Source organism: Candidatus Clostridium helianthi, from assembly GCF_045310795.1.
In the GTDB taxonomy this organism is placed as follows: Bacteria; Bacillota; Clostridia; order Clostridiales; family Clostridiaceae; genus Clostridium; species Clostridium helianthi.
Genome location: NZ_JBJIAB010000005.1, coordinates 30019 through 46093, shown reverse-complemented (window position 1 = coordinate 46093; position 16075 = coordinate 30019). Strand labels below are relative to the sequence as shown.

Annotated in this window: 13 protein-coding genes, 1 pseudogene and 1 riboswitch; of the genes and pseudogenes, 10 read left to right on the top strand and 4 right to left on the bottom strand. The window is 27.7% G+C overall.

Going from position 1 to position 16075, the window contains the following annotated elements:
- Positions 1–115: 115 nt before the first annotated feature.
- The 4 genes and pseudogenes from ACJDTP_RS05780 to ACJDTP_RS05765 all read left to right on the top strand — a co-directional run bounded on the left by ACJDTP_RS05780 (position 116) and on the right by ACJDTP_RS05765 (position 6196).
- Positions 116–901, top strand: a complete 786-nt coding sequence (locus tag ACJDTP_RS05780; protein ID WP_077842965.1) for a Cof-type HAD-IIB family hydrolase — start codon at positions 116–118, stop codon at positions 899–901.
- A 339-nt stretch (positions 902–1240) separates the two neighbouring features.
- Positions 1241–1816, top strand: coding sequence for a 3D domain-containing protein (locus tag ACJDTP_RS05775; protein ID WP_077842966.1), 576 nt, complete (start codon positions 1241–1243; stop codon positions 1814–1816).
- Between the two features lie 414 nt (positions 1817–2230).
- Positions 2231–3141 (top strand): annotated as a pseudogene (locus ACJDTP_RS05770) (ComEC/Rec2 family competence protein).
- 589 nt (positions 3142–3730) lie between these two features.
- Complete coding sequence (locus ACJDTP_RS05765) at positions 3731–6196, top strand: bifunctional diguanylate cyclase/phosphodiesterase (RefSeq protein WP_406760734.1); 2466 nt, start codon at positions 3731–3733, stop codon at positions 6194–6196.
- A gap of 93 nt (positions 6197–6289) precedes the next feature.
- Here the strand turns inward: ACJDTP_RS05765 and ACJDTP_RS05760 are convergent, their stop codons facing one another.
- From ACJDTP_RS05760 to ACJDTP_RS05745, 4 genes are all read right to left on the bottom strand, one after another.
- Positions 6290–6892, bottom strand: a complete 603-nt coding sequence (locus tag ACJDTP_RS05760) for a DUF2238 domain-containing protein (protein WP_406760733.1) — start codon at positions 6890–6892, stop codon at positions 6290–6292.
- A 167-nt stretch (positions 6893–7059) separates the two neighbouring features.
- Entirely contained in the window at positions 7060–7662 is a 603-nt protein-coding gene (locus tag ACJDTP_RS05755) for a trimeric intracellular cation channel family protein (RefSeq protein WP_406760732.1), read from the bottom strand.
- 149 nt (positions 7663–7811) lie between these two features.
- Positions 7812–7898: riboswitch (glycine riboswitch) on the bottom strand.
- 50 nt (positions 7899–7948) lie between these two features.
- Entirely contained in the window at positions 7949–9685 is a 1737-nt protein-coding gene (locus tag ACJDTP_RS05750) for an ATP-dependent metallopeptidase FtsH/Yme1/Tma family protein (RefSeq protein WP_077842971.1), read from the bottom strand.
- 144 nt (positions 9686–9829) lie between these two features.
- Positions 9830–10237, bottom strand: coding sequence for a GtrA family protein (locus tag ACJDTP_RS05745; protein ID WP_077842972.1), 408 nt, complete (start codon positions 10235–10237; stop codon positions 9830–9832).
- A gap of 817 nt (positions 10238–11054) precedes the next feature.
- On the opposite strand from ACJDTP_RS05745, the gene ACJDTP_RS05740 reads away from it, so the two are divergent.
- The 6 genes from ACJDTP_RS05740 to feoB all read left to right on the top strand — a co-directional run bounded on the left by ACJDTP_RS05740 (position 11055) and on the right by feoB (position 16029).
- A complete protein-coding gene (locus tag ACJDTP_RS05740; protein WP_406760731.1) occupies positions 11055–11969 on the top strand; it encodes a S66 peptidase family protein in 915 nt (304 codons plus the stop codon).
- A 34-nt stretch (positions 11970–12003) separates the two neighbouring features.
- Positions 12004–12822 (top strand): C40 family peptidase, encoded by an 819-nt coding sequence (locus ACJDTP_RS05735; protein WP_103699172.1) that lies wholly within the window; start codon positions 12004–12006, stop codon positions 12820–12822.
- Between the two features lie 143 nt (positions 12823–12965).
- The gene (locus tag ACJDTP_RS05730) at positions 12966–13184 is read left to right on the top strand and encodes a hypothetical protein (protein WP_017211636.1); all 219 of its coding nucleotides are present in this window, start codon (positions 12966–12968) and stop codon (positions 13182–13184) included.
- Between the two features lies 1 nt (position 13185).
- Positions 13186–13491, top strand: a complete 306-nt coding sequence (locus tag ACJDTP_RS05725) for a spore coat protein (protein ID WP_078115542.1) — start codon at positions 13186–13188, stop codon at positions 13489–13491.
- A gap of 451 nt (positions 13492–13942) precedes the next feature.
- Positions 13943–14167: a FeoA family protein gene (locus tag ACJDTP_RS05720; protein WP_017211634.1), complete on the top strand. Its 225-nt coding sequence runs from the start codon at positions 13943–13945 to the stop codon at positions 14165–14167.
- Between the two features lie 53 nt (positions 14168–14220).
- On the top strand, positions 14221–16029 hold the full coding sequence (gene feoB, locus ACJDTP_RS05715; RefSeq protein ID WP_078115541.1) for a ferrous iron transport protein B: 1809 nt from the start codon (positions 14221–14223) through the stop codon (positions 16027–16029).
- Positions 16030–16075 lie beyond the last annotated feature (46 nt).

Genomic DNA, 16075 nt, shown 5'->3' with positions numbered 1-16075 from the left:
TGTTATTGAAACATAGTTAAATGAATTGACAATGATGAATAAATAAAATAAAATGATATTAAATGATAATAAAGTACATTGAATGAGAATGAATTACTATGGGGGAGATGTAATTATGAAAAAAGCAGTTTTTTTTGACATAGATGGGACTTTAATGGACTGTTTAAATGGAATAACAGATATTAGACCTAGAGTAAAAAAAACAATTCGCTCACTCCAAGCAAATGGAGATTATGTATTTATTGCAACAGGCAGACCATATGCCTTTTTGAATGAATCTTTGTATAACTTTGGATTTGATGGCTTTGTTCTTACCAATGGAGCATATGTAAAGGTTAAGGAAAAATGTATATATAAAGAATCTCTTAAAAGGGACTCTATAAAAGAATTAGTGTATAATTTTGAGCAGCGTAATATTCAATATATCTTGCAAGGAGAAACATATTCATATATTAAAGATGAATATAAAAAATTACATTCTTTCTATGATTCTTTTAGTATATCTAAAAAGTATTTCCAATCCGAATATGATCTAGAAAAAGTAGAGACATACAAAATTGAGATGCTATATGATGATAAAACTGGAATGGATTATTGCTTGAATTTAGCGAATGAGGATTATGATTATATTCATAATATAGAGGAAAAATCTTTTGAACTATATTCAAAATCAAATACAAAGGCAACTGGAATATTAAAAGTATTGGACTTTTTAGATATTCCAATAGAAAATAGCTATGCTTTTGGAGATGGTAAGAATGATATAGAAATGTTATCTACAGTAGGATGTGGAATTGCTATGGGGAATGCGGAGGATTACGTTAAAGAACACGCTAAGGAAGTAACTGATACAGTACAAAATGATGGAGTAGCTTTAGGAATAGAGCGATTTATCTACTAAAATAGACCTGCATTTTATTTATTAAAATGCAGGTCTATTTTAGTAGATTTTATTATTATTTATACTAATCTAAAAAATCATATGATCTATTTAATACATCTAAAGAATACTAAAATTAAAATTTTTCAAATATTATTTGCTGCCTATATTACCAAGAAATATGCGAGAATACAACATATATAACCTTTTCATATGCAATTATGAAAATTATATCTATATGTAACAAAAATTACTTTTGTGTTTGATACATTCTTATCCTATAATAGGGCAATACCATATCGGTGGGGAAAGTAACCTAGAATATTCTTAGGTCACAAATAAAACACAAGGAGTGGTAATTTGATTAAATTAAAAATAAATGTTATAAAAACTTGTATATTTCTAGGAGTATGTTTGTTAGGATTTGAAACAAACTTTTTAGATCCGCAAACTAAAAATATTCAAATAAATAGAATTGTTACAGGTAGCTATAAAGAAGATCTTGATTTCCAAAAAGAAAGTACCGATACTGATAAATATGCAGAATCAGTAAAGAAATCAGATGAAGTTTCATCTGATTCAGTAAATACATCATCGGTAAAAAATCAAAAGCAGGTAGGTAAACCTATTAAAGCAGAATTAACTGCATATAGCGATGATCCTAGATGTTCAGGGAAATGGGAGTCACAGACAGCAATGCAGACAAGAACAAGAATAGGTGTTATTGCGGCCCCATCTAATATACCGCTTGGAAGCAAGATGTATATTCCAGAGTTGCAAAGTTATAAATCTGATGGCATGTTTGATGTTGAAGATAGAGGTGGAGCAATTAAAGTAAAGAAAGATGGCACTTATGTAATAGATGTTTGGGTCCCGTCATATGAAGAAGCCAAACAATTTGGTAGAAAAACTACTACTATATATCTATTAGAATAATCATAAATTTAGAATTGCTTTATTATCGTTGATTTTATTTACACAAATATCCTAAGGGAAGTTACATCTTTCAATTTAAATATTTATAAAATTATATGTAATATTGTTAATATTCAATTGGATGAAACCCTTAGGAACTTTTATAAAAAAATATAATAATGATTTCATAATTATGACAGTAAGTTTATCAAAGATAAATTTAGTGCCTTTTTCTTGCTTTAAAAAATGAATTGAACATTAATGAATTAAATGACCGGAATGACCAATGTTGATTAGAAATTTGCTTCAAAAAATATAAAGTCATTTTTTGAAGGTCATATAACTTCATTACTAACTCATATCAAAAAATAATCTAAAAAATTGACATTACGAGATAAAAATATACAATAGTATAATGGGTGGGTGAAAGTTAAAATGAAAAGAACTAAAAAATTGTTATGTTTATTATTGGTTGTATTTTTATCTTTGTTTTTAATCTCATGTGAAAAAAATGACAATTCAAATAGAAATTCAGGTGCAGATGAAAAGTTAAAGGTGCATTACATTGATGTTGGACAGGGTGATTCTGAATTAATACAGGTTAATGGGAAAAGTATTTTAATTGATGCAGGTACAAGCGATAAAAAATCTTTAGATTATCTTAAATCACTTGGTATTACCAGATTAGACTATGTAATAGCAACGCACCCTCATGAAGATCATATAGGCAGTATGGATGATGTTATTATTAATTATGATATTGGAAGTTTTTATGCCCCAAAAGTTACTACAACAACTAAGACATATGAAAATATGATTGATGCTCTAAAATATAAAGGTCTAAAAATTAATGTTCCTAAAACAGGAGAAAAGATTAATATAGGGAATTCAGTATTAACATTTCTAGCACCAAATAGTAGTAAGTATGATGATTTAAATAATTATTCTATTGTTATTAAGCTAGAGTTCGGTGGAACAAGTTTTATATTTATGGGAGACGCTGAAGATATTTCTGAAAATGAGATATTAGCAAAACAACTTGATATTCAAGCTGATGTTTTAAAAGTTGGACACCACGGAAGTCATTCATCTACAACTCAGGCTTTTATTGATAAAGTTAATCCTAAATATACAGTAATAAGTTGTGAAAAAGGCAATGACTACGGACATCCCCATAAAGAAACTATAGATAAACTTAATAAAAAAATATTAAGGTATTCAGAACAGATATTCAAGGAACTATAATAGCAACTTCTAATGGTGAGAGTATAAAGTTTAATGTAGATTCAGTGGATAAAAAAGCTAATGTATCTGGAAATGAGCTAAAGAAGGCATCTAATAAGTAGGCGTTAACACAATTCAATATAACTTAATAATAAATTAAATAGATGGTAATGGATTTGTATGGAAATTAGGATACATTACTTTCTATTTTTTTATTTGTTAAGTTATAAAGTAAATAATAATTTTTTCAAAAATTCTATCATATGGTTAATGAACTAGATGAATATATTTTTATTTTAAATCATTTAATTAAAGGCAATATGCCGCCTATAGGTGATATTAACTTCAATTATTGCAGACTTAGAGTGAATTTAATATGTATTAATGTAATTAAGATATAGGTGGAGCATTCGCCTATATTTTTTTGCTTTATATTAAATTTTATATATCATAAAGATATGTTAATGAAAACTTAATAGAAGTATATGTAATATTGAATAGCAATAGTATACTAATAATAATATCAAAATAACACTAAATTTCTTAAATTATTTAATATTATAAATAAATGCAATATTGTTGTATTTATTTTAATAATTTAAAACGAAAATTCTGCTAAATTATGTAGAAAAATAATGAATAAGATCTATTTAAATGGTATAATTGAATATATGTGTATAAAAATCTAATATCAGATTATTGAGGTGAATTATGAAAACCTATAATGTTAAATATAGGGACTTTAAAACTTTACAATTATACGTAAATAGCAATGACATAGTGAAATATAATAATATATTAGTACAGGTGTTTTCCGGAATATGCAATAAAGAATTTATAAATGAAATAATAAGAAATTTAAAATTATTAATTCCTCAATGTAAAATAGTTGGGGCTACGTCGTCAGGTGAAATCCTAAATGGAGATATATTTGAACGGGAGTGCATAATCTCCATAAGTGTTTTTGATAAAACAATAATTAAATCTATCTTAGTTAAGGATAATATACCTGATTTTAGTAAAGGTGTGAAAATAGCTAGTCAGCTAATTGGGACTGATACAAAGGCAATAATATCTTTTGGTGATTCAAGCATTACGGGTGATGATCTTTTAAAAGGAATAAATTCTGTAAATGATCAAGTTCTAGTAGCGGGTGGAATTGCTGGAAAGAGCGATCCAGCGTATGAAACATACGTTTTTACAGAAGAAGGAGTAGCAAAAAACGCAGTAGCTGCAGTTGCTTTAAAAGGTGAATTTTTAAATGTAAATAACGGAAGTAGTTTTAATTGTATACCTATAGGGAAAGAACACGAAATAACATTGGTAGAAGATAACATAGTAAAAAAGATAGGAACTATATCAGTAAAAGAATTTTATAACAAGTATTTGGGTACTAAAAGTAATGAGCAAATTATACGTATGGGAAATAAGTTCCCATTAATGGTAAAAAGAAATAATAGATATTTTACTGTTCACGTATTAAAATTCATAAATGCAGAAGAAGCACTTATATCTACAAAGCTAGATATTGGTGAAAAAATAAGGATTGGTTTTGGTGACTTAAGAGAAATTTTGCAAAGTGCAAAGGAAATGTATGGTGAGATTACAAAGTGCCCATGTGAAAGCTTATTGATATATTCATGTGATTCAAGAAAAAATATATTTAAGAAAGTAAATGCTAAGGAAATAATACCATTTAAAGATTTATCCGTAGGTGGCTTTTATACTTTTGGTGAATTTAACAATGTCAATAATAAAAATATGTTTTACACTGAAACAATGACTGTATTAGCACTTTCAGAAGATATCGATGCAAGAATTAAAATTATATCAGAAATTGACGATGAATATTCTTATTTTAATGAGGAGGATTCAGCATTATATAATCTTATAAAGAATACTGGGGAAGAATTAAATCAATTAAATATAAAATTAGAGGAAAAAATAAAAGAAAAAACAGATGAGTTAGAAAAACAATATTATACAGACAAGTTGACAGGTTTAGAAAATAGAAATAAACTAATTAATGATTTGTGTATAGAAAAATACAATAAGCTCACAATTGTTGATATAAGGTCTTTTAATGATATTAATGATTTTTATGGAAATACAATAGGCGATAAGGTATTGAAAGATATTTCTAAGTTAATTAGCTGGTATTGTAAGGAGAATAAATTAAATTCATACAGAGTAAATTCAGATATATTTGCTATAGCAAGTAGTGGTATAGCAAAAGAAGATTTCATTGCAAAAATACAATTTTTACAAAATGAAATAAACAATCAATGTTTCGTTTACGAAGAAGGTAAAATTTTCTTGACAATTGTAATGGGAGTTGCATTAGAAGAAGAATCACTATTTGAGAAAGCAGAAATGGCTTTAAATTATGCAAAAAAAAATAAAGAATTATTTCAAATATATAGGAAAGATCTTAATATATATGAGGGAATCAAGGAGAATATAATATGGACTAAAAAAATTAAAGATGCTATAGCTGAAAATAGAATAGTTCCATTTTTTCAACCAATAGTTAATAATAATTTAAAAACAATTGAGAAATGTGAAGCTTTAATTCGTATGATTGATGAAAATGGAAAAGTTATATCTCCATATTTTTTCTTGGATATAGCCAAAAGAGCTGGACTATATAAAGAATTAACTATAATAATGTTAGAAAAAACTTTTGAAGTTTTAAATAAAACTAATTATGAAATATCTATAAATCTTCTTCTTCAGGATATAATGAACAGTGAAATTAGAGCACTAATTATAAAGAAATTAAAGAAGGTACGAAACCCTGAAAAGATTGTATTTGAAATAGTTGAATCGGAAGGTATTGAAAATTTTAATGAAGTTACTGAATTTATAAAAGAAATAAAAAAATATGGGTCGAAAATTGCAATTGATGATTTTGGAACTGGTTATTCAAATTTTAACTATCTTATGAAACTAAATGTAGATTATATAAAGATTGATGGATCAATTATTAAAAATGTGCATAAAGATAAGTCAGCAGAAATTGTTACAAAGACTATAGTATTATTTGCAAAAGAGTTGGGGATAGAAACTATTGCAGAATTTGTATCTGAAGAAGAAATATATAATAAAATAAAAGATTTGAATGTAGATTATTATCAGGGATATTATTTTTCAGAACCAAAAGAAAATATAGGGTGATTTTTAGTCACCCTATATTTACAAATCTTTGATTTAATAATAAATAATACTTTTTATAGTAGGGAAATAATGTTTAATGAATTTCTTTGATTGCTAAACATTATTTCCCTTTTTTAATTTAGAAAAATAATATATTAAGCATGTAATGAAGGCACATGTAATCTTTACTATGAGATCGGTTGCAGTATCTTCAAGACTTCCGTTTGTCATGTCAGTTTTAAAAAAATAATCTGCTAAGAATTCGTATATTTCCCATATAGTACCTATTGAAATTGTAAAACAAAAGGCAAATACTAAGCTGAATTTAGAAAATTTTTTCTGAGTTGTATTTTTGTTTTTTTCTATAATTCCCTGCAAAAGATGCATTCCAATTATAACGCCATATACACCAAATGTACCATGAAGAAATAAATCCCACCACCAGAACATACTATAGAACTTTAAAGTTTCTCCTAGATATAAAGTAGCAAATATAAATATTATTGATGCTGATAAAAAACTAGATGGAAGGGTTATTTTATTAGAATTAGCAACTTTAAGAACGATAAAAGGAATAAATATGCTTATAGCATCCCAGAGCAAAAAAAGTAGATAACTCCACGGATTTGATGAGGCGGTCTTAATAGCTGTAATAATAAGTAATATTTCAAATAATATTGCTAATATTACGCTAATTTTACTGCTTTTGTTAATCATTAAAATCAACCCCTTTCTAATGTATATACTTCTAAATATTTATAGGGATTATAAATCTAATGATATCTTTTCCTTTTTTATATAAAAATATGTACGTTTAAGAATGAGCTTGTCCTAGAGTAAAGTATTTTTATGTTAATTTGCTCTAGGATGATGCCTTTCTACAATTAATTCTTATCAATTATAGGAAGATTTATTTTTTTTATATAACAAATCATTCTGATTGAAAAAATAACGATTAATGATATATGCTGAGATAAGTGAGTTCCTAAAAGTGGATATATAAACCACAGTAAAAGTGAACCAAGAATACATGCAATGCAGTAAACATCAGTTTTAAAAATTTCAGGTTTTCTATTGGTAATTATATCTCTAAGTACGCCTCCACCAACCCCAGTAATGCTTGTAGCAAATAGAAAGAGCATTAAATTATAGCCACTTTCAAGAGCTTTAATTCCAGAAGAGACAGAAAAAGCTGAAAGCCCTATTGCATCTATTATCACAAACATATTATTATATTTTAGTTTTCCACGAAGTATAACAGGAATTGTTGCACCTAAAATAATAAAAGGAATAGTTGTATAGTTTTCAAAAAATAATGGAATTCCAACATTCGTTACAATATCACGAAGAACTCCACCTCCCATAGCTGTGACGGTAGCGAGAATATATATACCGAATAAGTCGAATTTTTCCTCGATTGCAACATGAGCCCCAGATGCTGCAAATGCAAATATGCCTAGATACTCCAATATATTAATATCATTCATAAATCAAACACCTCTTTCAATTAAATTTTATGCATAAAAATAGACGAATTGCATAAACAATTCGCCTCTGTTATTTTACCTGAAAGATTCTCTTTTAATAGTTAACTAAAAAGATTGCTTCTTGGGTGTCATAAGACTTTCCAGAGTTTCGTCAGAATTCGGTCCTTTTGCCTGAGAGTTTGTTGCGATTTCACCTTCGGCTCTACATTGTTTGTAGCATCTCCCAAATTCATCACACGATTACTATAATTAATAAAAAATATTATAATTTAGTTTTAATACCATGTCAAACTAATTTATTCAATTCATCTTCGTGTAAAGTCTCTTTTTCTAATAATTCTATAGCAATCTTATCAAGAGAAGCTCTATTTTTAATTAAAAGTTTCAGTGTTTCATTGTATAGATCACTAACAATATTTTTACATTCTTCAATAACAGGATTTCCATAACTACTATATAAGGGACCTACACTTGATAGATTTATGAGCCCTAAGGTTTCCCCCATACCATACTCAGTAACCATTTTTAATGCAATATCAGTAGTTTGAGATATATCTCCATGCGCTCCAGTAGAAATTTTATCTTTACCAAAAATTATTTCTTCTGCAGCTCTACCACCTAGTGAAACTTTTATTTTATTTCTTAAATAATCTACTCTGTGGTAGCTGGTATCCTCAGGAATAGATAATGTATAACCTCCAGCACCTTTTGTTGTCGGTATAATTGTTATTTTAGAAACTTTATCTTGTGGAAGTAATAGCATATTAACTAATCCATGTCCTGCTTCATGATACGCAGTAAGAAGTTTATCTTCTTCTTTAAGATAACTTCTTTCTTTTTTCTCATGGCCAGCTAAAGTTATAGAATAGGCGTTTTCTATATGGTCAGAAGTTATATAATTACTGTTATCTTTAGCTGCTAATATAGCACTTTCATTAACTAAACTTTCTAGCTTTGCACCAGAAAAATATACTGTTTTTTTAGCTATATCTTTAATATCAATATTTTCATGTGGTTTGTTCTTTAAATGAAGAGATAAGATTTTTTCTCTTGCATTAACATCTGGCAATGAAACTTCTATATGTCTATCAAACCTTCCTGGTCTAAGAAGAGCTTTGTCCAACATATCAAGTCTATTTGTAGCTGCGATTACTACAATTCCTTCTTCTTGTCCAAATCCAGACATTTCAGTTAAAAGCGCATTTAATGTTTGATCTTTTTCATCGTTACTAGATCCATTTTTTCCATTACCTCTTGCTTTACCTATAGCATCGATTTCGTCAATGAATATTACAGCTTTTCCTTGAGCTTTTGCTTTCTTGAATAAGTTTCTTACTCTTGCAGCACCAACTCCAACATATACTTGGACAAAATCAGAACCACTAAGTGCATAAAACGGAACTCCAGCTTCACCTGCAACTGCTTTTGCAAGCAATGTCTTACCTGTACCTGGATCACCATAGAGAATAACACCCTTTGGCATTCTAGCACCATACTTTTGATACTTTTCTGGGTTCTTAAGAAAATCTACAACATCCATTAAACTTTCTTTAGCTTCTTCATTTCCGGCTACAGCATCAAAGTTTAAGGCTGCTTTCTTATCTTTGCTAAAATCTTGCATTTCCATCGATGTTACAGAAGAAACACCACCCTTTGATTTATATACAAGCATCGCAACTATTGCAAAAAGTGATAACCCCAAAATTCCAGAAGGAATAGTTTTTGAAATAGGGGGAGTGGTTTCGTCCTTAACTTCGATTCCATTTAATAATAGCTTTTCTTTTAAAGTATCAGTATGTGGATTATCTGTAGAGTATTTATCACCACTATTGAGTATTACAGTCATTTTAGGAGAAGTATCAACTATTACAGTTGATATTTTATTAGAATTAAGATCTTCAGTAAAATAAGAATAACCTTTATTAACTACTTTTGAATTTATTGATGTTACTATCATTACTATAAGAGACAGGATAGCTGTTATTATAGGAATAATAATATAGTATTTTTTTATCTTATTCATTAAGTACCTCCAATTTCTTAAAAGATGACTTAAGGCATACATATCTATCACTTATTTTGTATGCCTAATATTGATTATACAGATTTAAAATTAGAAGTCTAATTTCTTTCATTGATTTTACCAATGTAATTTTTGGAGAAATACTCAAACAGATTTTTTACTAAATGCAAAAAATTTCATTAATATAAATGTGATTGGAACACCTATTATTGCGGCTAATAAATAAGCAATAAGCTTATTTAAACCCATAAAATTAAAAACTATTACTACAACTATATTCTGAATAATAAAATTTGGAATATATGATATTGCAAATTTTATAAATTTATTCAATTGCAGTTTTTCCTTAAAAGTTATAAGACTGTTCAATAAATAGGATATAATCAAACCAGAAATATAGCCAACTATAAATGCTATATTCTCATTTAAAAAGCTTGAGTATATATAAGAAAAAACAGTTCCATTAAATGTATTGATAAGTCCTATTATTAAAAAAGTAACGAATTCTTTTGTATAGAAAGTATTTTTAAATTTTTGAACTATATTATCCATAAGTTTCCTCCTGTAAATTTTCTCATCTATGCTTGTTAATTTATTAAAGATGAGAAATCATAGTTTTTATTTAATTTCATTATGTATTTTTTGAATATATTTTAGTATTATTCAAGAGAATAAGAGTTCAATTTTACTATAAACCATATTGATGAAACCACCAACTTATATTTAACATTAGTCTAATGGAACAATCCCCTTAAAAATAAACTAGCATCTATAAACTTCTATTAATAATTATAAATAGCATTTATTAATAAGTTTATAATTATAATGATTATGCATTGCATGAGCTTAAAGATAATCAATCAGTATATAGAAATTAAAGTTGTTACCCTTTTAAGAAATGTGTTACGCCGACTGAAGTATCTTATTCGGTAATCCATATTACTTCAACTATAATATTGTTAAGCAAATTTATCAATAAAGTTGATATAATTATTGTAAAGCTGTATTAATATGTAGTAGTGTTAATACAAACATAGATTACTAAAATACTTATTTATAATTTTATTATACTCATTATTTCTGAATAAACACTTAACAGATTTCAAGGTGTTAGCTTTCATTAAAAAGTTCATTCCAATAGGGATATTTTTACGGTATATTACATCTTAAAATCTTAGAATCTGCAAATATTTTTAGCATATATTATAAAGTATATTGGTTATTCATATAATTAAATAGATTTGGCAAATGATTATAAAATATCATTGTATTGCAAAATATAGTTCATGTAATTTTTAGTAAACTATATTAAATACAATGGTCTTTGTATTAAATTTGAGTATAACAAATATACAGGAGAGGTATAGATATGATAAGACCAAGGCCTTTAAAGAAAGGTGATAGAATAGGATTAATTGCAGCCTCAAGTCCAACAAAACCAGATAGAATAGAACCGTCAATTAAAGCCATGGAAGAGCTAGGATTTGAAGTTGTTTTAGGAAAGAGTTGCAGGTGCAACCATGGATATTTATCTGGAAGTGATGAAATCAGAGCAAATGATATTAATAAAATGTTTGATGATAAGACCATAAAAGGTATTTTTGCAATAAGGGGGGGATATGGAGCAGGAAGACTTTTGGACATGCTGGATTACAATATAATAAAAAGAAATCCGAAGGTTTTTGCAGGGTATAGTGATGTGACAGCGCTCCATACTGTATTTAATGAAAAATGTAAATTTATAACTTTTCATACTCCAATGATATCAACCGAATTTTATAAAGGTGTAGATGATTATACAATGGATTATTTTATAAAAAATATATTTAGTGATAAACCATTAGGAATACTAAAAAATCCAGATAAACAAGAAATAAAAACTTTAGTAAACGGAAAAGCAATAGGGAAATTGGTTGGAGGAAATCTTTCTTTAGTTGCATCATCTATGGGAACTCCATATGAACTCGATACAAAAGGAAAAATACTATTCTTAGAAGATGTAGATGAATATCCATATAAAATAGATAGAATGTTACTTCAATTAAAGCAGTGTGGAAAATTTAAAGATGCTGCAGGAATTATTTTAGGATCATGGACTGGGTGTGATCCAATAGAAGGGAATAGTAGTTTAACATTAATGGAGATATTTGAAGAATTGATAAAGCCAGAAAATACTCCGACAATTTATAATTTAGCTTGCGGACATTGCGCTCCTACTATAAGTATTCCATTAGGAGCAAAAGTAAAGATAAACGGAGAAAGAAGCGAAATAGTTATTCTTTAGTTGATTATTAAACATTATACATTGGAGTGATTTGATGAAAAATGCAATAGTTAATAATACTATAGGAATGTTAAAACGTGAGCCAAAAAATAATTCGGAAAGTGTAGATGAAGTGCTATTCGGAATGAATGTTGAAATACTCAAAGAGGACGTTAATAATTGGTTTTATGTAAGAACTCGCTACAATTACGAAGGATATATTAATGGTATTGATTTAATAATAAATGATAAAATATCAGAAAAGTGGGAAACAGAAAAAAATTCAATAGTAATTAATTCTTTTGCAGATATTCTTAATAATCCTCAAGCATCTGGGTTTCCAATTGCAACTCTGACAAGAGGAGCTAATTTAATTTCTACCTATGAATGTAGTAAAGACAATAAGTTTACAAAAGTTATATTGCCTAATCATAGTATAGGCTGGATAAGAAGTTGTTTCATATCCAATTTGAAGAAAAGTTATGATATAAATAATGAAGAAGGTCTTAGGGATAATTTAGTATCATCGGCCGTATCTTATATTGGAACACAATATAGATGGGGAGGAAAAACTCCTCTTGGAATTGATTGCTCGGGTCTCTGCTCTATGGCATATATGTTGAATGGAATTCTAATTTATAGAGATGCAAAAATTAAAGAAGGTTTTCCTATTAAAGAAATAACATTTAAGCAAATAAAAAAAGGAGATCTAATATTTTTTCCGGGACATGTTGCTATGTACTTAGGTGATAGTAAATATATACATTCATCAACAAGTAATGATGTAGTAAAAATAAATAGTTTAAATAAAAATTCAAATGACTATAACGAACATCTAGATAGAAGTTTAAAACGATTTGGAAGTATATTTTAAAAGTGGTTTCATAAATTATGTAATATGATTAGCATATTGGATTAATATTTATTCTATGAGGAAAAGAGGCAAAATTTACACGACTATTAATAATTAAAAAACACATAATATATAAGTAAAATATATTATGTGGAGGTAATGATATGAGAACACTTTCGGAAGCAGAAATTTTATCTTTAACATCAGTTTTAAAGATGGAGAGTGATGGATTAGCAATGCAAAGAGCTGTTAATTCATTAATTACAGATGGAGATTTAAAAAGACAATCAGAAGCAAGTGTATTAGCAACTGAAGGCAGGATAAAAGGAATTCAACAATTTATGAATGAAAATGGAGTTCCAGTTTCAAAGGAGGTATTGTAAAATGGGAAGTATAATTGGAAATATGATTAAAAGCACTATGGATATAGATGATGAAATAATAGCATCAAGTATGCTTTCTACAGCGAAGGAAGGCGCAGATATGTATCTAAATGCAACACTTACAAGCAGTACTCCTGAATTAAGAGCTATATATTCAGCCTCATTAGGACAAATTGTTGAAGGACATACAGCTCTTACAGAATTAACTGTTAATAGAGGATGGGTAAATCCTTATGATTCGCCACTTAAACAATTAGCAAATTCTTATAATGAATCAAAGCATATAATTAGCGAGATCAAAGAATAGTAAAAAATAAATTTCAAGAAAGGTGCCTATTTTAATGTTAAGGTGCCTTTTTTAATAGTTAAATAAGATATTAATTATCAAATAAAATTATCATTGAAATAGTTATTAATTTAATCGGCCATTTTAAAGTAGATCTATCTATAGAAAAGAAAATTAAATAGTTATAAAATTTAGGCAATTTTATATAAATGCAATTACACATTTGATTTATAGCATCGTAAGTAATAGAATAGTAGTATGAATTGTTAAATATATACAATTCATTATTTAACTTCGGTATTATTTAATGCTAAATTGTATATGAATTGATTTTGCATTGTTGCATAAGAAAAAAGTATCTTAAATATATCAAAAATATGAGCAAATATACCAATTTTATATTGCTTATTATAGCCAATAATGATATTCTTAATTATATGATAAATAATTTCATTTAGGAGGTGTCATTATTATGAGTATTTGCAGTTTAAATCCGGGAGAGAAAGGAATAATTTCATCTATTAAAGGAGATTCAAAATTAGTTAAGAGGTTGTTTGCGTTAGGATGCATTGAAGGAACTGAGGTTGAACTTAGAAGAACAGCACCACTAGGTGATCCAATTATTATAAACTTTAGAGGCTTTGATTTAGCAATTAGAAAAAAAGATGCTAAGAATATACTATTAAAAAAATTATAATAATTGTGGATTGGATATTTTAATTATTAGCAAAATAGGGGAGACTTAAATAAATGATAAACGTAGCTTTACTTGGTAATCCTAATGTAGGAAAAACTACATTATATAATTTACTCACTGGCTCCAATCAGTATGTTGGTAATTGGCCAGGTGTGACTGTAGATAAAAAAGAAGGTTTTCTTCTTGAAAATATTAAGATTGTTGACTTACCTGGAATATATGCTATGGATACTTTCTCAAATGAAGAAAAAGTGTCCAAGCAATTTCTAGAAGAAGGTGATGTTGATTTAATATTAAATATTGTGGATGCATCTAATCTTAATAGAAATTTATATCTTACAACTCAACTTAAACAATTTAATAAACCTATAATATTAGCCTTGAATATGATTGATGTTTGTGAAAATAAAGGAATTGTTATTGATTATGATAAGTTGTCTAAAGAACTGGATGTTGAAGTAATTCCAATTATTGCAGGAAAAAATGTAGGAGTAGATAAAGTTAAGGAAAGACTTAGAGAAGGAAACTTTACTAAACCATTGAATCATAGAAAATTTGATTTTTCATCTGAAAAAGAAGCGTATAAATTTATAGAAAATGTATTAAAATCGTGTATGACAATAAGAGACAACCTACAAGAAAGCATTACTGAGAAATTGGATAAGTTTGTTTTACATCCAGTTCTAGCATATCCTATTTTTCTTTTACTTATGGCTCTAATGTTTCAGTTGACATTTTCTTGGGTTGGACAACCAATTTCAGATTTTTTAGATGATCTTTTAAATAATAATATTATACCGACTGCGCACCAACTATTATCGAATTCTTCTGATTGGTTTAGCTCTTTAATTGTGGATGGTATTATTTCAGGTGTTGGAGGAATTATAGTATTACTTCCAATAATATTAGTATTATTTATATGTATAACTATTTTGGAAGATAGTGGCTATATGGCTAGAGTCGCATTTATGATGGATAAATTGATGAGAAAGATGGGGCTTTCGGGCAAAGCTTTTATTCCTATGATAATAGGTTTTGGATGTACAGTTCCAGCAATTATGACTGCTAGAACTTTAGAAAGTGAAAAAGATAGAAAACTTACAGCATTGCTAGTTCCATTTATGTCATGTAACGCCAGACTTCCAGTTTATACTGTATTTGCGGCTGTATTCTTTGAATCTCATAGAGGATTAGTGGTATCTTCCCTATATTTGCTTGGAGTCTTAGTAGCATTTTTGCTTGGTATTTTATTCAAAAATACATATTTCAAAAAAGATGAAGAACCTTTTATAATTGAAATTCCTGAGTATAAGATGCCTAAAATATCATCTATATATAAACAAACATTAGATAAAGCTAGCGGTTTTTTACAAAAAGCTGCAACTATTATCTTTGCAATGAGCGTAGTAGTATGGTTTTTATCGAACTTTAATCTTCATGGTATGGTGAATCAAGTTGATGATAGTATATTAGCATCAATAGGTAATGTTCTCGCACCAGTTTTTAAACCTTTAGGTTTTGGTAATTGGCAATCTGCAGTATCATTACTTTCAGGACTACTAGCTAAAGAATCAGTTTTAGCTTCTATGCAAGTAATTTTTGCAGGGGATTTATCGGTAATTTTACCAATTCATTTCACTAATATTTCTGCATATGCATTTTTGGTTTTTATACTACTATATACTCCATGTATATCAACAATTGGTACGATGCAAAAAGAATATGGAAGTAAATTAACTTTGTTTTCAATTTTCTTTCAGTTAATTGTCGCATGGATTGCTTCTTTCTTAGTATTTAATTTGGGTGGTTTTCTTTATAACCTTGTGCATTTATTTTTAAAAGCGAATAGTTTGTTTTTTTAATAATTGTTAAGAATATGATTAAGTATCAATATCAAGACTTAAATCA